The organism is Saccharothrix mutabilis subsp. mutabilis (genome assembly GCF_039521145.1).
Classification (GTDB): domain Bacteria; phylum Actinomycetota; class Actinomycetes; order Mycobacteriales; family Pseudonocardiaceae; genus Actinosynnema; species Actinosynnema mutabilis.
In genome coordinates, this window is the sequence record NZ_BAAABU010000005.1 from 384,490 (window position 1) to 406,284 (window position 21,795).

Here is a 21,795-nt window from a genome sequence, read left to right on the forward strand (position 1 = left end):
TGCCGGTGACTTACCCAGGTGACGGGCAGAGCAACTGGGGAGGCCAGTCCGGCCAGGGCGACTGGGGGCAGCAGAACCAGGGCTACCCGCAGCAGGGGTACGGCGGCTCCTACGACCCGCAACAGCAGCAGTACGGCCAGCAGCAGCCGCAGCAGTACGGGCAGCAGCCGGGCTACGGCGCGCCCTACGGCGGCGACCCGTACGGCCAGCAGCCGGGCTACCCCTACGGCGATCCCCAGCAGCAGCAACAGTTCGGGGGCTACGGCGGTCTCGGCGTGTTCTCCGGTGGCGAGGAGCCGCCGAAGAAGAGCGGCGCCAAGGTGTGGATCGCCGTCGCCGCGGCCGTCGTGGTCCTCGTGGGGGGTGGGCTCACCGCGTTCTTCCTGACCCGCCCCGACGACGCGCAGCAGACCAACGTCGCGCAGAACTCGTCCGAGCCCGCGACGACCACCACGACCAAGCCGAGCACCACCAGCTCCACCAAGCCGAGCACGGCGGGGTCGTCGTGCAAGGCGTCGAAGGCGGACTGGAACTGCCTGGCCGTCGAGAACCTGCACTACAGCTACGACGTGCCCAAGACGTGGACGCCCGCGGCCGGGTCGGCCAAGTTCCAGACCATCCCGGACCTCGCGCTCACCGGCCTGACCCTGTTCGGCAAGTACGACTGCCAGGGCGGCGGCTACAACCGGGGCGCGACCGGCGGGGCGGTGCTGCCGTCCGGCGACATGGCGGCCGTGGCCAAGGACCTCGCCGAGAAGATCGGCGCGGAGTACTACAGCTCGGGCAAGACGCGCGACATCAAGCTCACCGAGCCCAAGGCGCTGAAGATCCCGAACAACAACGGCGGCCAGATCGACGCCGTGCAGGTGGACGCCACCATCACCACCACCGGCAGCGAGTGCCTGGCCACCAAGGGCATGGTGAAGATCCTGATCCTGAAGAGCACCAAGGGTCTGCACGTGTTCATGGCCAACGGCGACCTGGAGGGCGGCCCGGCCGAGCCCAAGCCGCCGACGGAGGCCGACCTGCAGGCGATGGTCGACTCCGTGAAGCCGCTGGGCTGACGCCATGAGCTACTCCGGACTCGGCTACTACCAGCCCCAGCCGCCGCCCAAGCCGAACCGCCGTCCACTGTGGATCGCGCTGTCGATCCTCGGCGTGCTCGCGGTCGCGGGTGGCGTCGTCGCGGCGGTCGTCTTCACGCGGGGCGACACCGAAGCCGCGCCGACCACGTCCGCGCAGCCCGTGGAGCAGACCAAGTGGCAGACGGTCGAGGACGCGCAGTCCGGTGTCTCCTACGAGCTGCCCGAGTCGTGGGAGACCTCCGGCGGCGGCGTGGCGGGTCGGGTGCGGCTGGCGAAGTCGGCGGTGTCGCGGCCGTTCGAGTGCCAGGGGCGCAGCATGATCCAGGCGCAGATCGCGTCCGGGTCGGTGGTGTCCGACTCCCCCGCCGAGATCGCCACCGAGGTCGCCACGGGCATCGCCAAGGGCGGCTACACCGTGGACCGCAAGGAACCGCGGCTGGGTGAGCCGAAGGTCGAGTCGGAGAGCGACGACCGGGCCGTGGTGAGCGTCAAGGCGGAGCCGAACGCGGTCAACCCGTGCTTCGCGCCCAAGGCGACCGTCACCGCCGTGGCGATGCGGGACGGCAGCAAGGTCGCCGTGGTCGTGCTCAACGTGGCCGAGGGCGGCCCGCACGTCGCCGAGGGGCCCAGCGCGGACGAGGTCAAGCACATCCTGGAGAGCGTGCAGAAGCTGTGAACACGTTGGTGCTGTGGGACATCGACCTGACCCTGATCGACGCGCGGGGCCTGGGCCACACCTGGTACCGGACGGCGTTGCAGGCCGCCACCGGGGTGGACCTGCTGCACGTGCCGACGTTCCCGGGGCGCACCGAGCGGGCGATCACCCTGGAACTGCTCGCGCTGCACGACATCGAGCCGACCGACGAGGTGGTCGACCGGGTGCACGAGGAACTGGTCGCGGTCGCCACGCGGGAAGCCGACCTGCTGCCCACCCACGGGCACGCGCTGCCCGGCGCGGCGGCCGTGCTGGAGGCGTTGGCGGGCCACGAGACCGTGGTGCAGTCCCTGGTGACCGGGAACCTGGTGGAGATCGCCCGGTTCAAGCTGGCGGCGTTCGGGCTGGACACGCACCTGGACTTCGAGATCGGCGGGTACGGGACCCTCTCGGAGCACCGGCCGGAACTGGTGCTGGAGGCCGTGCGCCTGGCCCGTGCCAAGCACGGCGGGGAGTTCTCGGCGGTCGTCGTCGGCGACACGCCCCACGACGTGGACGCGGCCCTGCACCACGGCGCGCTGGCGATCGGCGTGGCGACCGGGCGCAGCAGCGTGGCGGAGCTGGAAGAGGCCGGCGCCCACGTGGTCCTCAAGGACCTGTCGGACACCGAAGCGGCACTCGCGGCGATCCTCCGCCGCTGACCGGGTCCGCCGGGAGGGCTCCTCGCGCGAGCCCTCCCGGCGTCCGCGCTCAGCCCCGGACCAGCGTCCGGAGGTGCTCCACGACCTCGTCCACCGCGACCTCGACCCGCTCGCCCGAGCGGCGGTCCTTGACCTCGACCACGCCGTTCGCGAGGCCGCGGCCCACGACCACGATGGTCGGCACGCCGATCAGCTCGGCGTCGGCGAACTTCACGCCGGGGCTGGCCTTGCGGTCGTCCAGCAGGACCTTCAGACCGGCCGCCGACAGCTCGCCCGCGAGCTTCTCGCCGCCCGCCGCCAGCGCCTCGTCCTTGCCCGCGACCACCACGTGCAGGTCGAACGGCGCGACGTTGCGGGGCCAGATCAGGCCGCGGTCGTCGTGGCTCTGCTCGGCGATCGCCGCGACCAGGCGGGACACGCCGATGCCGTAGGAGCCCATGGTGATCCGGATGGGCTTGCTGTCCGGGCCCAGGGCGTCCAGCGCGAACGCGTCCGCGTACTTGCGGCCGAGCTGGAAGATGTGGCCGATCTCGATGCCGCGCGCCGCGACCAGCACGCCCTGGCCGTCCGGCGACGGGTCGCCCTCGCGGACCTCGGCGACGTCGATCACTCCGTCGGGGGTGAAGTCGCGGCCCTGGACCAGGTCCACCACGTGGTGGTCGGCCTTGTCCGCGCCGGTCACCCACGCCGTGCCGCGCACGACCCGCGGGTCGACCAGGTAGCGCACGCCGTTGGCCTGGAGCGCGCCCGGCCCGATGTAGCCCTTGACCAGGAAGGAGTTCTTGGCGAAGTCGGACTCCTCCAGCATCGACACCTCGGCGGGCGAGACGGCCGCCTCCAGGCGCTTGAAGTCCACCTCGCGGTCGCCGGGCACGCCGATGGCGAGCAGCGTGGACTCCTTCGCGCCCGGCTGGGTGAGCTTGACCAGGACGTTCTTCAGCGTGTCGGCCGCGGTGAACGTCCGGCCGAGGCCGGCGGCGTTGAGGAAGTCGACCAGCGACTCGATCGTCGGCGTGTTCGGCGTGTGGTGGACCTGTGCCTGGGGCTTGTCCTCGATCGACTGCTCCGGCGGCGCGGGCGTCGTGACGGCCTCGACGTTGGCCGCGTAGTCGGACCCGGTGCTGCGGACGAAGGTGTCCTCACCGGTCGGCGCGACCGCCAGGAACTCCTCCGACGCCGAGCCGCCCATCGCGCCGGACGTGGCGGAGACGATCACGTACTCCATGCCCAGGCGGTCGAAGATGCGGATGTAGGCGTCGCGGTGCTGCCGGTAGGAGTGCGACAGGCCCTCGTCGGTGAGGTCGAAGGAGTAGGAGTCCTTCATGACGAACTCGCGCCCGCGCAGGATGCCCGCGCGGGGCCGCGCCTCGTCCCGGTACTTGGTCTGGATCTGGTAGAGCGTGACCGGGTAGTCCTTGTACGAGGAGTACTCGCCCTTCACGGTGAGCGCGAACAGCTCCTCGTGGGTGGGGCCGAGCAGGTAGTCCGCGCCCTTGCGGTCCTTGAGGCGGAAGATGTTGGGGCCGTACTCGGTCCACCGGTTGGTGGCCTCGTAGGGCTCCTTGGGCAGCAGCGCGGGGAACTGGATCTCCTGCGCGCCGAACGCGTCCATCTCCTCGCGCACGACCTGCTCGATGTTGCGCAGCACCCGCAGCCCGAGCGGCAGCCACGAGTACCCGCCCGGCGCGACCCGGCGGACGTAGCCGGCGCGGACCAGCAGCTTGTGGCTGGGGACTTCGGCGTCGGCCGGGTCCTCGCGCAAGGTGCGCAGGAACAGCGACGACATCCTCGTGATCACGGTGGGTGCTCCTCGTGGCGCGGGTTGTCCGGAAAGAGTAGTGAACCCCCACCGGGCGGTTCCAACGGGTTGTCCGGCGTCGGGCTACACGACCAGCTCGAAGTGGCGCTCGCCGGCGGGCTCCAGGCGCAGGCCGGCGTTCGCGGCGATCTTCACGAGGTTCCGCGCCCGCGGCACGGCCCGCGACCGCACGATGGCCCGCGCGAGCAGCCCCTTGTGGGCTTTGTTGAAGTGGCTCACCGCCTGCCGGCGCCCGGTCCCGTCCTCGGTCACGACCTTCACGGTGATCGCGTGCGGGATCCGGGCCAGCGACGAGTACGGGGCCGACCGCAGGTCGATGACCTCCCGCTCGGCCAGCGCCGGCGTGAGCACGGGCCGCCACAGGCTTCCCAGCGGACCGACCGAGGGCAGCACGTTCCCGCCCGAGAGCCGGTAGGCGGGGATCGGGTCGGCCCCCAGCACGACGCCGAACAACGCGGACGCCACCCCGAGCCGCTCGGCGGCCCGGCCCCGCTCGACCCGGGTCAGGGTGGGCAGGTCGAGCGCGTCGTAGAGCACGCCGGTGTACCGGGACAGCGCCGGCAGCGTCGGGGACGTCCGCAGTTCGGCGTTGCGCGCCACCTCACCGGCCTGCCGCTCGGACAGCCCGAGCACGGCCAGGCTCGCCGGCACGTCGCCCGCGAGGTCCACCAGGGCGTCGACCAGCTTCGCCCGCACGGGGTTCAGCTCGGGCAGCGACAGCGCCTCGAACGACAACGGCGGGCCGTCGCCGCCGGACGCCTTGGTCTCCGACGGGGGGAGCAGTACCAGCACGAACGGGCAGCCTAGTCCGGCGGCGGAGCCGACCCGACCACGCCGGCCCAACCAGGGCCGGCCCAACCAGCGCCGGCCCAACCAGCGCCGGCACTACCGACCCCGCCGGACCACCGCCTCAGCCGGCCTGACCGACGCAGAACTGGTTGCCGTCGGGGTCGGCGAGGACGGTCCAGGTCAGGCCGGGCACCGTGTGCTCGGCCACCTCTGTCGCGCCCAGGGAGATCAGCCGGGCGACCTCCGCGACCCGGTCCTCCACGACGGCGTCGAAGTGGATGCGGTTCTTGCCCGGCACGGCGTCGTCCACGCGCTGGAGGCCGAGCTGCGGGCCGCCCTCGGAGGAGGGCGCGAGGATGAGGTACTCGCCCCAGTCGTGGGCGACCTCGGTGTTCAGGGCCTTGGTCCAGAAGTCGGCGAGCTTGCGCGGGTCGGCGGTGTCGATGGTGATCGAGGCGATGGTGAAGGACATGCCGCGAACCGTAACGACGACCACCGACAATCCGCCGCGTCCGACCACCGGAGCACTTGGTCGGAGCCGCCTCGCCGGCGGGGTCAGACCGAGCGCGGGGCGAACCGGGCCAGGCGGGGCGTCTCGCGAACCGGCGCGTGGTCGGCGGCGGCGTGCAGTTCCGTCTCCACGCGGGCCAGGTCGCGGTCGTCCACGTCGTGGCTCCCGGCCAGGCGGGCGCCGTAGCGGGCCTGCCGGTGGTGGTTGCGCTCCAGGCCGTAGACCACCAGCGCGAGGACGGACAAGACGATCAGCAGTGCGGTCATGGCACCAACTATGCGACCGCCAAGAACCTGCCACCATTGGCAGCTTTGCCGTTGTCCGTCAAAATCCCGCCAGCTACGCTCCCCCCATGCTGAGATCCGTCGCCGTCCCGGTCATCGACGGGGTCACGCCGTTCGAGTTCGGCGTCCTCTGCGAGGTCTTCGGGATCGACCGCACCGACGAGGGCGTGCCACCCATCGACTTCAAGGTGTGCGGCGAACGTCCCGGCGAACCGGTCCGGACCAGCATCGGCGCCTCGCTCGTCGCCGACCACGGGTTCGACGCCCTCTACTCCGCCGACCTGGTCGCGGTCGCCGCCTGCAAGGTCCGCGACGGCTACCCCGAAGCCCTGCTCGACGCCGTCGCGAGCGCCAAGACCGTCCTGTCCGTGTGCAGCGGCGCGTTCGTGCTCGGCGCGGCGGGCCGGCTGGACGGGCGGCCCTGCACCACGCACTGGCGGTACGTGGACGAACTGGCCGAGCGCTTCCCCAAGGCGAAGGTGGACCCGGACGTCCTGTTCGTCGACGACGGCGACGTCATCACCGGAGCCGGCACGGCGGCGGGCATCGACGCGTGCCTGCACGTGGCCCGCCGCGAACTCGGGGCCGCCGCCGCCAACGCCATCGCGCGCCGCATGGTCGTGGCCCCGCAGCGGGAGGGCGGGCAGCGGCAGTTCATCGTGCAGCCGACCGTGCACGAGGCCGACAGCCTCCAGCCGACCCTGGCCTGGATGACCGAGCACCTCGACACCGAGCACACCGTCGGCAGCCTCGCCCGGCACGCCCGCATGTCCGAACGCACCTTCGCCCGCCGGTTCGCCGCCGAGACCGGCACCACGCCGCACCGCTGGCTCACCACCCAGCGCGTCCTGCGGGCCCGCCAGCTCCTGGAGGAGACCACCCTCGGCATCGAGGCCATCGCGCACCAGTGCGGGTTCGGCACCGCCGCCCTCCTGCGGCACCACTTCCACTCCGTGGTGGGCGTCGCGCCCAAGGACTACCGCCGGTCGTTCGCACATCGGTGAGCGGCCAAAAGCGTGACTGAACGCAGCGAGGTGTCACCTCTCGTGACGCTGCTGATTCAATAGGCCGCGTGAGCCCCGACACACCCGGCGAAGACGACGACGCTGTCACACCGAAGGGTCTGCGCGGCGTCATCGAAGACCTGCGGACCGACGCCATGGACGCGCCGGAGACCCTGAAACGCGTCTGGTGCGGACTGGTCCAGGCACGCCTGCTCGGCCTGCGCCTGGCCGCCGACGACCGCTACCGCAAGCTCCAGGTCAACGCCGAGTCCGTGGAGCACCAGCTGGCCCGCGACCTGGGCACCTCCGCCGCCTTCGCGGGCGAACCGCTGGCGCTGCCCACCCCGCCGACCGCCGCGCCGCTGCCGCCCGAGCAGGCCCAGGAGGCGGTGGACGCCCTGGTCGAGTTCAGCGCGACCGCCCGCCGCGCCATGCTCGCCGCCGCACCGAGCGCGACCCAGTGGGACGACGAACGCGTGCTGCGCCACGACTCCAAGGTCATGGGCGAACTCGGCGCGGCCTGGCTCGGCCAACGCACCAGCTACCGCCTCGACCGGTAAAACCGCTTGCGCCGCGCGGCGCCCGCGCGGCACTCTTCCCGCGAACGCACGAGCGCCGGGTGATCCGGTGGACCCGAGGAGGTGCCAGATGGCGATCGCTGTCCGGGACGTGGCACCGACCCGTCCACTCGCCCCTCAGGCCTAGCGCGCCGACCACACGCGCTAGCTGGGGCGACCACCTCCTCCCTCTTGGAGATCACCCCAGTGCGCAAGCACAAGTTCAACCTGCGCTCCGACGACCTCGACAACGACTTCGAGGACGCTTTCGACCACGCCGACGACCTGACCTGGGGCGCCAAGCGCCGCCGGACCGAGGACGACGTGGAGCCGACCCGCCGCGGCCGGCTCACCGAGGAGGCCCGCGACCGCCTCGCGCAGCTGCGCGAGGACGCCGAGGCCGCCGACGTCCCCGAGGACGGCGACCGCTGGACCACCTGGGACACCGCCGACCAGGGCCCCGAGCCGTGGCCGGCGTGGCTGGTCACCGACCTGTCCGCCGTGGACCGGGAGCTGGGCGTGCTCAAGACCGGCAAGGAAGCGGACGTCTTCCTGCTGGAACGGGCCGTCCCCGGCACCGACCGGTCGTGCGTGCTGGCCGCCAAGCGGTACCGCAGCAACGACCACCGCATGTTCCACCGGGACGCCGGCTACCTGGAGGGTCGCCGGATGAAGAAGTCCCGCGAGACGCGGGCCATCGCCAACCGCACGGCGTTCGGGCGCAACCTGATCGCCGAGCAGTGGGCGGTCGCCGAGTTCGCCGCGCTCAGCGCGCTGTGGCAGCGGGGCGCGCCCGTGCCGTACCCGGTGCAGCGGGCGGGCACCGAGCTGCTGCTGGAGTTCATCGGCACGGACGGCGCCGCCGCGCCCCGGCTCGCCCAGCTGCGGCCGGAGCCCGACGAGCTGCTGGACCTGTGGCGGCAGCTGGTGGACGCCCTGGGCATGCTCGCCGCGGCGGGCTACGCGCACGGCGACCTGTCGGCGTACAACCTGATGGTGCACGACGGCCGGCTGGTCGTGATCGACCTGCCCCAGGTGGTGGACCTGGCGGCGAACCCGCGCGGGCCCGAGTTCCTGGAGCGGGACGTGCGCAACATCGTGGGCTGGTTCAGCCAGCGCGGCCTCCCGGTCGAGATGGCTGATCCGATGGACCTGACCGCGACGCTGCTGGACCTGGCCGGTCTGCGCTGAGCACCGGCCAGACCAGGGCGAACACCTCCTCCGCCGGGCGGCGGCGGTCGGTGGCCAGCCAGTGGTAGACCAGCGGGCCGAACAGGAGGTCGCGCACCAGCTCCGGGTCCACGTCGGCCCGGAGCCGGCCGCGCGCCACGCCCCGCCGCACCACCTCGGCCACCACCGCGTGCCGCTCGGCGAGGAACCCGTCCACCAGGCCCGGCACCCGCCGGGCCTCGGCGTGCACGGCCAGCACGACCCACGACAGGCCGTCGACCAGGGCGTTGGCCATCCGCAACAGGTCCTCGCGGGCGTCGCCGGTGTCCGGGTCGGGCATCGGCACGCTCGCCAGCGCCGCGTGCGCGACCAGGTGCAGCTTCGTCGGCCAGCGCCGGTAGAGCGCCGGTCGACTCACGCCGGCGCGGGCCGCCACCGCGTCCAGGGTCAACGCGTCGTAGCCGACCTCGGCGAGCAGGTCGAGGGCGGCGGTGGTGAGGGCGCGGTCGATCTCCGCGCTGCGTGGTCTACCCGACATACGTTACATCTTGTAACGTAAGTGTCATGGTCAGCAAGAAGGTCACCTGGGGGTTGCTCGCCGCATGGGTCGTCCACGACCTGGAGGAGTTGGCGACCATGCCCGGCTGGACCCGCAAAAAACGGGTAATGCCCACCACTCCGGCACAAGCGGCGATCGCCATCGGCCTGATGGGTGGTGTTTTCACCGCCGCCGCGGCGGCCGGCGCCCGCACGGGTGGGCGATCACCGTTCTTCCAGACCGTCCTCACCGGATTCGGGCTGCATTCCGCGACGCACGTGGCGGCGAGCCTGGTGTTCCGCGGGTACACCCCGGGCGTGATCACCGCGCCCACCGTCGTCGCGCCCTTCACGTGGTGGGCACTTCGTCGGCTCCGCCGCGAAGGCATCCGCCCGAACACGTCCCCACGTGCGCTGATGTGGTTCCCGATCGCCGTGGGAACCGTGCACGGAATCGCGCATTTGGCGACCCGTGTGCGCGAGAACACCGCCTTGGTGCGACAGACCGGACATTGATCGGCTAGACTGGACGGTGCACCGCCCGGTGACGCGAATCAGCGGTTCCTACCGCGGTGCTCCCCAACCACGATCGGCGCGCAACCGCGCCGGGCTCGTCCTTGCGATCCGCGGCAACAGGCAGATCCCCGAGACGTGCCATGTCCCGGAGGTTTGTTTTGCCACCACTGTCCCACGGCCGTTCCGAGCGCCCGCAGAACCGCAAACCGCGTACGCGGCGCCCGTCAGGCCAGGGCAACCGCCGTCCCCAGCCCGTGCTGGAGACGACCATCCCGGATCACGTCGAGAGCACCGTGCCCGAGGGCCCGCTGCCCTCGTTCGCCGAACTCGGCCTCACCGACGAGCTGGTCAAGGCGCTCGCGCAGGCCGGCATCGCCGAGCCGTTCCCCATCCAGGCCGCCACGCTGCCCGACTCGCTGGCCGGCCGCGACATCCTCGGCCGGGGCCAGACCGGCTCCGGCAAGACGCTGGCGTTCGGCCTGGCCCTGCTGTCCCGCCTCGCGGGCGGCCGGGCGAAGCCGTTGAAGCCGCGCGCGCTGGTGCTCGTGCCCACGCGTGAGCTGGCCATGCAGGTCGAAGAGGCGCTCTCGCCGTTCGCGCGGGCGCTGGGCCTGTGGTGCCGCACGGTCGTCGGCGGCACGTCGTTCCCGCGGCAGATCGACGCGCTGCGGCGCGGCGTGGACCTGCTGATCGCGACGCCGGGCCGGCTGTCCGACCACGTGCGCCAGGGCACGGCCGACCTGTCCGAGGTGCGGTTCACCGCCCTGGACGAGGCCGACCAGATGGCCGACATGGGCTTCATGCCGCAGGTCCGCGCCATCCTCGACCTGACCCCGCAGGACGGGCAGCGGCTGCTGTTCTCGGCGACGCTGGACGGCGACGTCGACAAGCTGGTCCGCCAGTACCTGCACGACCCGGTGGTCCACTCGGTCGCGCCGCCGACCGGCAGCGTGACCACGATGGAGCACCACCTGCTGTTCGTCTCCGCGGAGGACAAGCAGAACGTGGTGACCGAGGTCGCGGCCCGCGAGGGTCGGACGATCATGTTCGTGCGCACCAAGCACCACGTGGACCGGCTGGCGAAGAAGCTGCGCCAGATGGGCGTCCACGCGGGCGCGTTGCACGGCGGCAAGGCGCAGAGCGCCCGGACCCGCGTGCTCGGCCAGTTCCGCGAGGGCACCACGCCGGTCCTGATCGCCACCGACGTGGCCGCGCGCGGCATCCACGTGGACGACGTCTCGCTCGTCGTGCACGTCGACCCGCCGGCCGACCCGAAGGACTACCTGCACCGCGCCGGCCGCACGGCGCGCGCGGGCCAGTCGGGCACGGTGGTCACCCTGGTGACCCACGACCAGAAGCGCGCCGTGCAGGGCCTGACGGCCCGTGCGGGCATCCGCCCGGCGACGTCGAAGGTGCGCCCCGGCGACGACGAGCTGGTCCGCATCACCGGCGCCCGGGTGCCCAGCGGCATCCCGGTGACCGAGCCGGAGGTCCCGGTGCGCGCACCGCGCCGCAACGGCGGCCCGCGCCGCGGCGGCAACAGCGGCGGCTTCCGCGGCAGCCGACCGGACCGCGACCGCGCCGAACGCGGCTTCCGCCCGCGCCGGAGCGCACAGCACTCCTGATCAGCGATGACGACGAGGCCGCCCGCGGTGTGACGCCGCGGGCGGCCTCGTCGCTTTCAGCCGATGAGCGCGTCGGCGCGGGCGGTGCGCATGTGGAGCATCGTCCGGCCCTCGCGGCGGGTGGTCACCAGGCGGGCCGCGCGCAGCACCGCCACGTGCTGCGACACCGCGCCCGCCGTCACGCCCAGCCGGGACGCCAGTTCCGTGGTGGACATCGGGGCCGACAGCAGGCCCAGCAGCGCCGCCCGGGTCCGGCCGATCAGGGCCGCCAACTCGTCGCCGACCACCGGCGCGGGCTCCTCCCACAGCGTCCCGATCCCGCGCGCCGGGTAGCGGACCACGCCCGGCCCCACCGGGTCCACCGCCGCCCACGCCCGCGGCCAGCAGAACACGCTCGGCGACAGCACCAGGCCCGCCTCGGACAGGTCCACCCGGTGCGGCTGGTCGGCACGCCGGTCCGCGTAGAGCACCAGCTCACCGCCCGACCAGCTCACCTCCGGGTGCAGGTCGCCGAACACCGCCTCCACCCCGCGCTCGGCCAACACCGACGCGCGGAACGCGATGTCCGCCTCCAGCAGCGCCGTGATCCGCGACCAGAACGGCGCGACCAGCACCTCGTGGCACGCCCGCACGACGTCCGCCACCCGCGCCGGCACGCCGGTCAGCTCGGCTTCCAGGTCCGGCATCCGCACGTCCGGCACGGGCATCAGGACCGCGGGCTTCACCGGCCCCGCGACCAGGTCCAGCAGCACGTCCAGGTCCTTGACGGACCCCGCCCGCCCGCGCGCCCACGACACCCACGGCAGGTGCACGGCGTGCGCACCGGGCACGCGCAGCCCGTCCACCGCCATCACGGTCTCGAACACGGGCGAGTACGCGAACCGCACCCTGGCCAGGCCCACGCCCGCCAACGAGATCCGCACGGCCACCGGGCCAACCCTCCCTCGCGGCGGGGGACAGCCCTACCCCGGACTCGCCTGCCGACACCAGTGATCGACACGGTACAACCGAGCACGCTCTACGGCATGACCAAGTCCTGGCACCGCCCCTCCCTGTGGGTCGCCGTCGCGATGGCCGTCCTGTCCCTGGTCCCGCTGGTCGGGCTCGTGGTGGACGACCGCGTGCTCAACGGCGAACCGGTGTGGCTCAAGCCCTTGAAGTTCGGCCTGTCCCTGGCGATCTACTCGGCCACCCTGTCGTGGATGCTCTCCTTGCCGCACAAGGGGAAGCGGTGGACGTCCGGGCTGGCCACGACGATCACGTGGATCCTGTTCGCGGACGTGGCGCTGGTGGGCATCCAGGCCGCGCGCGGCACGTTCAGCCACTTCAACAGCATCAAGGGCGACCCCTACAACCAGGTCGTCCAGTTCATGTTCGGGACCTCGATCCCGTTGATGTTCCTGGCCAACGTGGTCCTCGCGGTCTTCCTGTCCGTGCAGAGGCTCGGCGACCGCCCGACCACGTGGGCCATCCGCACCGGCCTCTACATCGCGATCCTGGGCATGGCGTCGGGCTACCTGATGGTCTTCCAGGCCAAGCACAAGCGGTCCGTGGTCACCGACGCGGCGGGGCACGAGATCAAGATGCACGGCGGCCACGCGGTGGGCGTTGCGGACGGCGGCCCCGGCATGCCGGTGACCACGTGGAGCACCACCGGCGGCGACCTGCGCATCCCGCACTTCTTCGGCATGCACGGCTTGCAGGTGCTGATCCTGCTCGGCCTCGGGCTGACCGCGCTGGGCCTGGCCGAGCGCACCCGCCTGCGCCTGGTCCTGGTGGCGGCGCTGGGCTACACCGGCGTGTTCGCGGTGCTGACCTGGCAGGCGCTGCGCGGTGAGCCCCTGGTGCACCCGGGACCCACCACGCTCGCCTCGCTGCTGGCCGTGCTCGCCGCCCTCGTCCTGGGCGTCGCGTGGGCGTTCAGGAAGTCCGGAACGGCAACTCCGACGCCAGTCCGGCAACCGGTCCCACAACGATGATCGCGGGCGGGCGGATCGCGTGCTCGACCACGTCGGCGGCCAGGGAGTCCAAAGTGGACCGCACGACGCGCTGGGCCCGCGTGCTGCCCTCCTGCACGACCGCCACCGGGGTGTCACCGGGCCGGCCGGCGCGCAACGCCGCGGCGAACGCGCCGGCCCGCTCCACGCCCATCAGGATCACGACCGTGCCGCGCAGCCGGGACAGGGCGTCCCAGTCGACCATGGACCGCTCGTCGTCGGGGGCCACGTGCCCGGACACCACGACCACCTCGTGCGCCACGCCCCGGTGCGTCACCGGCACGTCGGCCAGCGCCGGCACGCCGAACGCGCTGGTCACGCCGGGCACCACGGTCACCGGGACCCCGGCCTCGGCGCACGCGATCAGCTCCTCGAAACCGCGCCCGAACACGTACGGGTCGCCGCCCTTGAGCCGCACGACGAACTTCCCGGCCTTGGCGTTGTCCACCAGCGTGGTGTTGATGAACTCCTGCGACGCCGCCCGCCCGTACGGGATCTTCGCGGCGTCCACCACCTCGACGTGCTGCGGCAGCTCGTCCAGCAGCTCCTGCGGGGCCAGCCGGTCGGCCACGACGACGTCCGCGCGGGCCAGCAGCCGCCGACCGCGCACGGTGATCAGGTCCGGGTCGCCGGGGCCGCCGCCGACCAGCGCCACGCCGGCGAACCGCTCGTGCTGGTCGGTGAGGGAACCGTCGCGCAGGGCGGAGAGCAGCCCGTCGCGCACCGCCGCCGACCGCCGGTGCTGCCCGCCCGCGAGGACGCCGAGCAGCAGCCCGTCGTGCTCGCCGACCGCCGGTGTGACGGCGGTGCCCTGCACGGCCACGTCGGCGCGCACGCAGAAGACCCGCTGGGCGGTGGCGTCCGCGGTGACCCGGGCGTTGACCTCGGGGTCGGACGTGCAGGCCAGCACGTACCAGGCGGCGTCGAGGTCGCCGGCCTCGTAGCGGCGGCGGTGCCACACCGCGTCCCCGGCGTCGACGATCCCCTGGACCGCGGGCGTCACCTCGGGCGAGACGACCTCGACCCGGGCGCCGGCGGCGACCAGGCGCGGCAGCCGCCGCTGGGCGACCGTGCCGCCGCCCACGACGACGACCCGCTTGCCCGCCAGGTCGAGGCCCACAAGGTAGTGCTGTTCACCGTGCATGGGTAGAAGCATCCACACCAGACATGTCATGTCCAAGCCCGGGTGCCGTGTTAGATGGAGCACCCCCGGGCCCGCGGTCACATCGCCAGGAGTTCGAAGGGCGCGGCGAGCCGGCCGCCGAACCGCTGCGCCGCCGACTCGGCCATCCGGCGCAGGAAAGCCTCGGGGTCGGCCAGGTGCCCGCCGCCGAGACCCGCCAGGTAGGCGGCGTGCTCGCGCAGGGACGCGACGCCGAGGTCGAAGGTGTCGGTGAGGTCCACGGCGTGCCCGGACTCGGGCGAGGCGGCCAGCGCGACGTGGCGGACGCCGTTCCACGGTTCGAGACCGAGGTCGCGGAACACCCACCGGTTGCCCGCGTCGCGCACCGCGTCCACGACGGCCCGGCCGACGGCCTTGTGGTCGGCCATGTTGAGCGCGCCGCCGGGGAAGGTGTCGCGGAAGTTGTTGGTGAACACGATCTCCGGGCGGTGCCGGCGGATGGCGGCGGCGATGTCGCGGCGCAGCGGCAGGCCGTACTCGACCGTGCCGTCCGGGTGGTCGAGGAACTCGACCTCGGTCACGCCGACGACGGCGGCACTGGCGATCTGCTCGCGCACGCGCAGCGGGCCTGCCTCCTCCGGCGGCATCGAGTCGATCCCCGCCTCGCCCCGGGTGACCAGCAGGTACGCGACGGACCTGCCCTGCCGCGTCCAGCGGGCGACCGCGCCCGCACCCCCGTACTCCAGGTCGTCGGGGTGGGCCACGACGGCGAGGGCGCGGTCCCAGTCCTCGGGCAGCGGCAGGTAGTCGTCCACGCCGCGGAGGCTACTTGACCTCGATCTCCGCGCCGACGGCCTTGGCGTTGGCGCAGGAGATCGCGAGGGTGCCGTCACCGGTCTCGATGGTCATCCACCGGCTGCGGGCGAACTTGCCGTCCTCGCAGGCCACGACCAGGCGGAAGGTGCCGGTGCCGGAGCACCAGCCGTTGCCGGTGGACCCGAGGACGGACGTGCCGCAGCCGTAGAGGCCGGGGTCGGCGTGGGCGGCGGTCGTGGCTGTGCCGAGGAGCAGGAGCACGGCGATGAGCAGTCGTCGCATGGCGTCGATCGGACCACGCGGGCCGTGCCCACGCCCGGCAGGTCACCCGGACGTGGGCACGGCGCGGTTCACGAGTTGATCTGCTGGGTGAGCGCCGAGTAGTAGGTGGAGATGCGGGCGTAGACGCCGGGGTAGCCGGCCAGCGCGCAGCCCCGGCCCCACGAGGTGGCGCCGATCAGCTTGCCGCCCGCGACCAGCGGGCCGCCGGAGTCGCCCTGGCAGGTGTCCACGCCGCCCTGCGGGTAGCCCGCGCACACCATCGAGGTGCTGCTGTAGTTGGAGTACGCGGAGCGGCAGGTCGCGTCGGACGTGACCGGGACGGTGGCCTTGAGCAGGTAGCGCGACGCCGAGCCGCCGGAGGAGGTCGTGCCCCAGCCGAGGATGGTGGCGTTCGTGCCGGCCGCGTAGAGGGCCGTGTCGGACGGGGTGGCCAGGGGCAGGTAGGCGGAGGAGATGCTGCGGTCGAGGGTCAGGACGGAGACGTCGTAGCCCGAGCCGGCCGAGCGGTAGGACGGGTGGATCCAGATCCGGGTGACGCCGGCGACGATGCCGGCCGTGCTCTGCTTGTCCTCACGCCCCCAGACCACGCGGGTGCTCGACGCCGTCCGGCCGCTGGTGCAGTGGGCGGCGGTGACGACCTTGTTGGCGGAGACGAGCGTGCCCCCGCAGAACTGCCCGCCGCTGGAGGTGGCGAGGTAGACGGTCCAGGGGTACTGGCTGATCGACGCCCGCGTGCCACCGACGATGTAGGGCTCGACGGTGTCCGCTTGCGCTGGTGCGACGGTGAGCAACCCGACCGCGGCGATGGCTGCGGCGAGAGCGGTGATCAGGCGATGCAGGGTTTTCGCCATGGCGCTCTGTCCTTCCGGCAGGGAACGGTCGGCGGCGTCCTCCCAGCTAGGCGGAAAAACGCTGGGGCGACAAGCCTCGGACCCGAATTCACACTTGACGACCCGACGTGCGGGGGTTCGGGGTGAGTCCGGGTTCGGCCGGGTGGGCGCGGGCCGGGTGAGCGAGGCCGGGCAGGCGCGGCGGCAGCGACGCCGGGCGGGCGCGACGGCGGCAGCGAGGCCGGGGCGGCGGGTTGCCGGGGCGGCGGGTTCTGGGCGGTTGGTCGGCGTGTCAGCGGGTGCGGGTGGTGCTCACACCGGCCACCCGCACGACTTCCGCGCGCACCGGCCCGGTCACCTCGGGCCCGAAGTCCCGGCCCACGTAAGCCACCGCCGCGCCGGCCTCGGCCAACCCCACCGCGCCGTCCGCGACCACCCGCGTCCCCGGCCGCAACAGGTGCCGCACCAGGTCCACGCACTCCTCCGACCCGACGACCACGGATGCCCGCCGCAGCTCCGCCTCCGCCCGGGGCGTGCGCTCGTCGGCCTCCCCCGGACCCAGCCCCACCAGCGCCAGCCGCCCGCGCGGCAGCACGCGGGCCGCCGCCACGGTCACCGACTCGCCCTTCACCTTCTCCACCGCGATCTCGACCCGGCCGCCGCCCGACAGCTCCATCGCACCGCGCAGCGCCGCCGCCTCCGCCACCGACGGGATGCCGATCGCCAGCTCCGCCGGGTTCGGCACCGGCACGACCGCCAGCTCCTCCGCCGGGTACACCAGCAGCGGAGCGACACCCGAGTGCCAGAAGCCCCAGTCCTCGACGGCGTCGGCGATGCCCTGCTCCGCCGCCTTGCGGTCCACCGTGGCGAACGCGCGCACCGCCCGCAGGTCCAGGCCGCGCGCCTCCAGCTCGCCCAGCACCGCCGACACCGCCTGCGCCGACACCCCGCTGCTCGACCCGATGCCCACGACCAGCGACCGCGGCACCAACCGGACCACGTCCTCGCGCGGCCTGCCCTGCGGGATGCGGTCGTCCAGCAGCACGGTCCACCCGGCGCCGTGCGCGTCCGCCCCGACCACGACGTTGTCCGGCAGCGCCGGCAACGGGAAGCCCAACGGGTTGGCCAGCACGACCCGCTCGTCCGCGCGCAGCGCCGCGCCGCACGCCGCCAGGTCGCCCTCGACCGACACGTCCAGCAGCTCGACCAGCTCGTCCAACGGCGAGATGTCCGTCGGCGTCAGGACCGGCGTGTTGTCCAGCAGGTCCGCGACCTGCACCGCCAACGCGTCCGCACCGCCCAGCAGCGACACCGTGAACCCGCCGTCCACGCACACCACACCGGGGTCCGCGCGCTCGTCGCGCAGCAGCGGCGCGACCAGCCGGACCGTCGCCTCGGTGCCCAGGAAGAACACGGCCGACCCCAGGCGCGGCCACAGCCGGCGCAGCGCCGGGCGCACCGGGCCGTCCGGGACGACGGCGTCCGGGCCGAGCCGCTTGGCCAGGTCGACGGCCGACCGCCGCGCCGCCTCACCCGCCGCGAAGACCCCGATCACGACTTCCTCGTCCCCCACAGCACGGTCACCGGGTTCGCCGCGAGCAGCGTCCCGCCGGTCAGCCGCGCCGCCGACAGCTGGCTGCCCTCGACCTCGTACCCGGCCTGCGCCAACGCGTCCCGCGCGGGCAGCACCCGGTCCAGGTCGGCGGTCGCCACGACGACCCGGCCGGCCCCGACCCGGGCGCACCGCCGCACCGCGTCCGCGCCACCGCCGCCGACGAACACGGCGTCCGGCCGGGGCAGGTCGGCGGCCTCGGCCAGCGGCGACTCCACGACCCGCACGTCCACGCCGTGCGCGGAGGCGTTGGCGATGATCCGCACGCACTGCACGGGGTCCTGCTCGACCGCGATCACGGCCGCCCCCAGCCGGGCGCACTCGACCGCGACCGCACCGGGACCCGCGCCGACGTCCCACACCAGCACGCCGGGCCGCGGGGCCAGGCGGGACAGGGCCAGCGCGCGCACCTCCGCGGTGGCCACCATGCCGTCCCGGTGGGCGAAGTCGTCGTCCGGCAGCGCCCAACCGCCGGCCGCGACCGGAAGAGCGCTTTCCGCCGCGCACAGAAGGAAGTCCGGCGCGTTCCACCGGCGCACGACCGCGTCCGCCGGGTCCACAGTGGACAGTTCACCGCCGTCGGACACGGTCAGCGTCCGCCGCCACCCGGCCAGCCCGGCGGCCAGCTCGGCCGGGTCCGCGCCGGACACGACGACGGCGGCGCGGGCGCGGCACACGTTGAGCGCGTGCCGGACGCCCACGGCGGCGGCGTCCACGACGGTCACCGAGTCCCATGACCGGCCGGTCGCGGTGAGAAAACCGTGCAGTGCGACTACATCCATGTCAGTTGGCGCGCTTTGTCTTCTTGGTGGTGCGCGGCGCGGCCGGCTTGCGCGGGCGCGGCGTCGTGCTCGCCTGGACGGTCGCGGGCTTCTTCTTCGCCGCCGCGGCGACGGCCGCCTTGGGCTTCGGCGCTTCCTCGACGGCCCCGGGTTCCTCTTGCGCCTCAACGGTTTCCGACACCAGCGCGAGCACCGGCTCGGCCGGCTTCGCCTTCGCGGCGGGGCGGTTGGCCCGCGCGGTCTCCTGCCAGTCGTGCACCATCGACCACGCCGTGGCGGACGGCGACTCGCGGCGCTTGCCCCACTTCGCCGCGCGCGACCGCCGCACCGGCTCGTCGGACGACCGCCGCGCCGACGCCTTCAGCACGTCGCCCACCAGGAACAGCGTGGTGCGGTAGAGCTTGTGCTCCTTGACGCACGCCTCCAGCTCGCCCAACGTGGTCTGCGCGAGCGTCTCGTCGGGCAGGGAGACCTTGTACGCCACCACCACGGGCGTGTCGTCGGCGTAACCGCCCTCGCGCAACTGCTCCACGATCCGCGCCGTGCGCGCGCCGGACGCGGAGATCGCCAGGGTCGTGCCGTGGGCGGCGAAGTCCTTGAGGTGCTCGGCGCCCTCCGGCCCGGCCAGCACCAGCGACTGCGCCACGTCGGAGGAGGTCAGCTCGCGCGCCACCGCCGCGCCCGCCGCCGACACGGCCGACACGCCGGGCACGACCTCGGTGGTCAGCCCGAGCCGCTGGCACGTCTCGTGCTGCTCGCGCAGGCCGCCCCACAGCGCCGGGTCGCCCGCGTGCAGGCGGACCACCTTGAGCTGCGCGGCCGACGCGCGCCGGTACACGTCCACGACCTCGGCCTCGGACACGCGGGAGAAGTCGACCAGCTCGGCGTCGGGGCGGGCGTGCTCGCGCACGCACTCGGCCTCCACGACGCTGGGCGCCCAGATCACGACGTCGGCCTCGGCTATGCGCTTCGCGCCCCGGAGGGTGATGAGATCGGCGGCGCCGGGACCGGCGCCCACGAAGGAGACCCGACCAGTCATCACAACTGCTCCCCACGACGTGTTCGGCTTGGTGGGCAACGACCGTACCGCGCCCGGGCGATCCACTATCGAGTGGCCTCGACCCGGACCTGCTTCGTTTCGCAAGCCCGCACAAAGCGGGTGATCGCGTCAGGTGCTGATGCCGGGTGGGTGTGCAGATAGGACGCGTGCACACCGCCGAGCACGTGACCCTCGGCCACCGGCTTCAGGTCGTGCCCCCGCCACTGCCAGGCCGGTTTCGCCCCCGCCGGCACGCTCAACGTCGTCCGGTGGAACTCGTGCCCGGTGATCCGCGTGCCCGCCCGCGCCAGCACGGAGTCGTGGGGCGCGACGGCGTCCCGGTAGCCCAGGGTGAGCCGGGGCGTCATCGAGCCGTCCGCGTCCAGCACCCCGCACATCGGCACGCCGTCCAGCGACTTCGCCAGGTACAGCAGCCCGCCGCACTCCGCGTGCACGGGCGCGCCGGACCGGGCCAGCGCCACCACGGCCGCCCGCAGACCGGCGTTGGCCGACAGCTCGGCGGCGTGCTGCTCCGGGAACCCGCCGGGCAGCACCAGCCCCGACGTGCCCTCCGGCAGGTCCTCGTCCCGCAACGGGTCCACCGTCACCACGTCCGCGCCGGCCGCCCGCAGCAGCTCGACGTGCTCGGCGTACCCGAACGTGAACGCGGCCCCGCCCGCGACCGCCACGACGGGCGCGCCGGACACGGCCGTGACCTCCTCCGCCGGATCCCACGCGGGCACCGCCAGCGCGGGCACCCCGGCCGCCAGCCGCCGCACCGCCGCCAGGTCCACGTGGGCCGCGACCGCCTCGGCCACGGCGTCCACGGCCTCGACCGCCGCCGACCCGTGCTCGGCGGCGGTGACCAGGCCCAGGTGGCGGGACGGCAGCGCGAACCGGTCGTCCCGGGGCAGCACGCCGAGCACCTCCAGCCCGACCTCGGCGCACGCGCCGCGCAGCACGTGCTCGTGCCGGGCCGACCCGACCTGGTTGAGCACCACCCCGCCCAGCCGCACGGTCGGGTCGTAGCCCCGGAACCCGTGCAGCAGGGCGGCCAGGCTGCGGCTCTGGCCGCGCGCGTCCACCACGAACAGCACCGGCGCGGACAGCAGCTTGGCCACGTGCGCGGTGGAGCCGACGCCCTCGGTGTCCACCCGCCCGTCGAACAGGCCCATCACGCCCTCGACCACGGCGATGTCGCAGCCGCGCGACCCGTGGGCGAACAGCGACGCCACGCGGTGCTCGCCGACCATCACCGGGTCGAGGTTGCGGCCCGGTCGGCCGGTGGCCAGGCCGTGGTAGCCGGGGTCGATGTAGTCCGGCCCGACCTTGAAGGGGGCCACCCGGTCCCCCGCGCGGCGCAGCGCCGCCATCAGGCCGGTGGCCACGGTGGTCTTGCCGCTGCCCGACGCGGGCGCGGCGACCACCAGGCGGTTCACCACTCGATCCCCTTCTGGCCCTTCTGCCCCGCGTCCATCGGGTGCTTGACCTTGGTCATCTCCACGACCAGGTCGGCGGCGTCGACCAGCGCCCGCGGCGCGTACCGGCCGGTGATGACCACGTGCTGGTGGCCGGGCCGCTCGCGCAGCGCCGTGACCACCTCGTCCACGTCGATCCAGCCCCAGTGCAGCGGGTAGGTGAACTCGTCCAGCACGTACAGGCCGTGCTGCTCGGCGGAGAGCCGGCGGGCGATCTCCCGCCAGCCCTCGCGCGCGGCGGCGGCGTGGTCCTCCTCGGTGCCCTGCTTGCGCGACCAGGACCAGCCCTCGCCCATCTTGTGCCACTCGACGGGCCCGCCCTCGCCGGTCTGCTCGTGCAACCGACCCAGCGCGCGGAAGGCGTTCTCCTCGCCGACCTTCCACTTGGCCGACTTCACGAACTGGAAGACACCGATCGACCAGCCCTGGTTCCACCCGCGCAGCGCGAGGCCGAACGCGGCGGTGGACTTGCCCTTCATCTCCCCCGTGTGGAGGACGACCAGCGGCCGGTTGCGCCGCTGCCTGGTGGTGAGCCCGTCGGTGGGCACGACGGATGGCTGTCCCTGGGGCACTGCGGGCTCCT

The 21,795-nt window shown here is 73.5% G+C and carries 24 protein-coding genes; 9 read left to right on the forward strand and 15 right to left on the reverse strand.

All coding sequences use genetic code 11. The annotated features are described in order from the left end of the window. Positions 1 to 5 precede the first annotated feature (5 nt). Genes ABD126_RS15810 through ABD126_RS15820 form a run of 3 tightly spaced genes read left to right on the forward strand, consistent with a single transcriptional unit; the run spans position 6 to position 2,441 of the window. Positions 6 to 1,064, forward strand: a complete 1,059-nt coding sequence (locus ABD126_RS15810) for a DUF8017 domain-containing protein (protein WP_343934569.1) — start codon at positions 6 to 8, stop codon at positions 1,062 to 1,064. Between the two features lie 4 nt (positions 1,065 to 1,068). Then, a complete protein-coding gene (locus ABD126_RS15815; protein ID WP_343934570.1) occupies positions 1,069 to 1,761 on the forward strand; it encodes a DUF8017 domain-containing protein in 693 nt (230 codons plus the stop codon). Then, entirely contained in the window at positions 1,758 to 2,441 is a 684-nt protein-coding gene (locus ABD126_RS15820) for an HAD family hydrolase (RefSeq protein ID WP_343934571.1), read from the forward strand. The genes ABD126_RS15815 and ABD126_RS15820 overlap by 4 nt, the downstream gene beginning before the upstream one ends. A gap of 49 nt (positions 2,442 to 2,490) precedes the next feature. On the opposite strand, the gene ABD126_RS15825 is transcribed toward ABD126_RS15820, so the two are convergent. The 4 genes from ABD126_RS15825 to ABD126_RS15840 form a co-directional block, all read right to left on the reverse strand. Continuing rightward, positions 2,491 to 4,239, reverse strand: a complete 1,749-nt coding sequence (locus tag ABD126_RS15825; protein ID WP_343934572.1) for a proline--tRNA ligase — start codon at positions 4,237 to 4,239, stop codon at positions 2,491 to 2,493. 84 nt (positions 4,240 to 4,323) lie between these two features. After that, positions 4,324 to 5,052, reverse strand: coding sequence for a peroxide stress protein YaaA (yaaA, locus tag ABD126_RS15830; RefSeq protein WP_343934573.1), 729 nt, complete (start codon positions 5,050 to 5,052; stop codon positions 4,324 to 4,326). A 118-nt stretch (positions 5,053 to 5,170) separates the two neighbouring features. Beyond that, a complete protein-coding gene (locus ABD126_RS15835) occupies positions 5,171 to 5,521 on the reverse strand; it encodes a VOC family protein (protein WP_343934574.1) in 351 nt (116 codons plus the stop codon). Between the two features lie 83 nt (positions 5,522 to 5,604). Beyond that, entirely contained in the window at positions 5,605 to 5,826 is a 222-nt protein-coding gene (locus ABD126_RS15840; RefSeq protein ID WP_343934575.1) for a hypothetical protein, read from the reverse strand. Positions 5,827 to 5,912: 86 nt separating this feature from the next. Here ABD126_RS15840 and ABD126_RS15845 point away from each other — a divergent pair, with 86 nt between their 5' ends. From ABD126_RS15845 to ABD126_RS15855, 3 genes are all read left to right on the forward strand, one after another. Further along, positions 5,913 to 6,848, forward strand: coding sequence for a GlxA family transcriptional regulator (locus tag ABD126_RS15845; RefSeq protein ID WP_343934576.1), 936 nt, complete (start codon positions 5,913 to 5,915; stop codon positions 6,846 to 6,848). Between the two features lie 68 nt (positions 6,849 to 6,916). Continuing rightward, positions 6,917 to 7,408, forward strand: a complete 492-nt coding sequence (locus ABD126_RS15850; RefSeq protein ID WP_343934577.1) for a hypothetical protein — start codon at positions 6,917 to 6,919, stop codon at positions 7,406 to 7,408. 225 nt (positions 7,409 to 7,633) lie between these two features. After that, on the forward strand, positions 7,634 to 8,596 hold the full coding sequence (locus tag ABD126_RS15855; RefSeq protein WP_425542828.1) for a serine protein kinase RIO: 963 nt from the start codon (positions 7,634 to 7,636) through the stop codon (positions 8,594 to 8,596). Here ABD126_RS15855 and ABD126_RS15860 read toward each other — a convergent pair. Then, positions 8,514 to 9,113 carry a TetR/AcrR family transcriptional regulator gene (locus ABD126_RS15860; protein WP_343934578.1) on the reverse strand — a complete coding sequence of 200 codons (600 nt, stop codon included), beginning with the start codon at positions 9,111 to 9,113 and terminating at the stop codon, positions 8,514 to 8,516. The genes ABD126_RS15855 and ABD126_RS15860 overlap by 83 nt on opposite strands. Positions 9,114 to 9,139: 26 nt before the next feature. Between ABD126_RS15860 and ABD126_RS15865 the strand changes: the two genes are divergently transcribed. Together ABD126_RS15865 and ABD126_RS15870 are read left to right on the forward strand one after the other, a co-directional pair. Then, positions 9,140 to 9,628 carry an HXXEE domain-containing protein gene (locus ABD126_RS15865; protein ID WP_343934579.1) on the forward strand — a complete coding sequence of 163 codons (489 nt, stop codon included), beginning with the start codon at positions 9,140 to 9,142 and terminating at the stop codon, positions 9,626 to 9,628. Between the two features lie 140 nt (positions 9,629 to 9,768). After that, positions 9,769 to 11,253: a DEAD/DEAH box helicase gene (locus tag ABD126_RS15870; RefSeq protein ID WP_425542822.1), complete on the forward strand. Its 1,485-nt coding sequence runs from the start codon at positions 9,769 to 9,771 to the stop codon at positions 11,251 to 11,253. Positions 11,254 to 11,309: 56 nt separating this feature from the next. On the opposite strand, the gene ABD126_RS15875 is transcribed toward ABD126_RS15870, so the two are convergent. Then, positions 11,310 to 12,182: an ArsR/SmtB family transcription factor gene (locus tag ABD126_RS15875; protein WP_343934581.1), complete on the reverse strand. Its 873-nt coding sequence runs from the start codon at positions 12,180 to 12,182 to the stop codon at positions 11,310 to 11,312. A 96-nt stretch (positions 12,183 to 12,278) separates the two neighbouring features. On the opposite strand from ABD126_RS15875, the gene ABD126_RS15880 reads away from it, so the two are divergent. Next, positions 12,279 to 13,232, forward strand: coding sequence for a hypothetical protein (locus tag ABD126_RS15880; protein ID WP_343934582.1), 954 nt, complete (start codon positions 12,279 to 12,281; stop codon positions 13,230 to 13,232). Here the strand turns inward: ABD126_RS15880 and cobA are convergent. The 9 genes from cobA to cobO form a co-directional block, all read right to left on the reverse strand. After that, complete coding sequence (cobA, locus tag ABD126_RS15885) at positions 13,174 to 14,394, reverse strand: uroporphyrinogen-III C-methyltransferase (RefSeq protein ID WP_343934583.1); 1,221 nt, start codon at positions 14,392 to 14,394, stop codon at positions 13,174 to 13,176. The genes ABD126_RS15880 and cobA overlap by 59 nt on opposite strands. 77 nt (positions 14,395 to 14,471) lie before the next feature. Then, positions 14,472 to 15,188, reverse strand: a complete 717-nt coding sequence (locus tag ABD126_RS15890; protein ID WP_343934584.1) for a PIG-L deacetylase family protein — start codon at positions 15,186 to 15,188, stop codon at positions 14,472 to 14,474. A 10-nt stretch (positions 15,189 to 15,198) separates the two neighbouring features. Then, positions 15,199 to 15,471, reverse strand: coding sequence for a hypothetical protein (locus ABD126_RS15895; RefSeq protein WP_343934585.1), 273 nt, complete (start codon positions 15,469 to 15,471; stop codon positions 15,199 to 15,201). A gap of 68 nt (positions 15,472 to 15,539) precedes the next feature. Continuing rightward, positions 15,540 to 16,322, reverse strand: coding sequence for a S1 family peptidase (locus ABD126_RS15900; protein WP_343934586.1), 783 nt, complete (start codon positions 16,320 to 16,322; stop codon positions 15,540 to 15,542). A 271-nt stretch (positions 16,323 to 16,593) separates the two neighbouring features. Further along, positions 16,594 to 17,856, reverse strand: coding sequence for a cobalamin biosynthesis protein (locus ABD126_RS15905; RefSeq protein WP_343934587.1), 1,263 nt, complete (start codon positions 17,854 to 17,856; stop codon positions 16,594 to 16,596). Beyond that, the gene (locus ABD126_RS15910) at positions 17,853 to 18,695 is read right to left on the reverse strand and encodes a bifunctional cobalt-precorrin-7 (C(5))-methyltransferase/cobalt-precorrin-6B (C(15))-methyltransferase (protein WP_343934588.1); all 843 of its coding nucleotides are present in this window, start codon (positions 18,693 to 18,695) and stop codon (positions 17,853 to 17,855) included. Before ABD126_RS15910 ends, ABD126_RS15905 begins: the two co-directional genes overlap by 4 nt. Before the next feature lies 1 nt (position 18,696). Next, on the reverse strand, positions 18,697 to 19,734 hold the full coding sequence (locus tag ABD126_RS15915) for a cobalt-precorrin-4/precorrin-4 C(11)-methyltransferase (RefSeq protein WP_343934589.1): 1,038 nt from the start codon (positions 19,732 to 19,734) through the stop codon (positions 18,697 to 18,699). A gap of 65 nt (positions 19,735 to 19,799) precedes the next feature. Further along, positions 19,800 to 21,173: a cobyrinic acid a,c-diamide synthase CobB gene (locus tag ABD126_RS15920; protein ID WP_343934590.1), complete on the reverse strand. Its 1,374-nt coding sequence runs from the start codon at positions 21,171 to 21,173 to the stop codon at positions 19,800 to 19,802. Beyond that, complete coding sequence (gene cobO, locus ABD126_RS15925) at positions 21,170 to 21,784, reverse strand: cob(I)yrinic acid a,c-diamide adenosyltransferase (protein WP_343934591.1); 615 nt, start codon at positions 21,782 to 21,784, stop codon at positions 21,170 to 21,172. Before cobO ends, ABD126_RS15920 begins: the two co-directional genes overlap by 4 nt. Positions 21,785 to 21,795 lie beyond the last annotated feature (11 nt).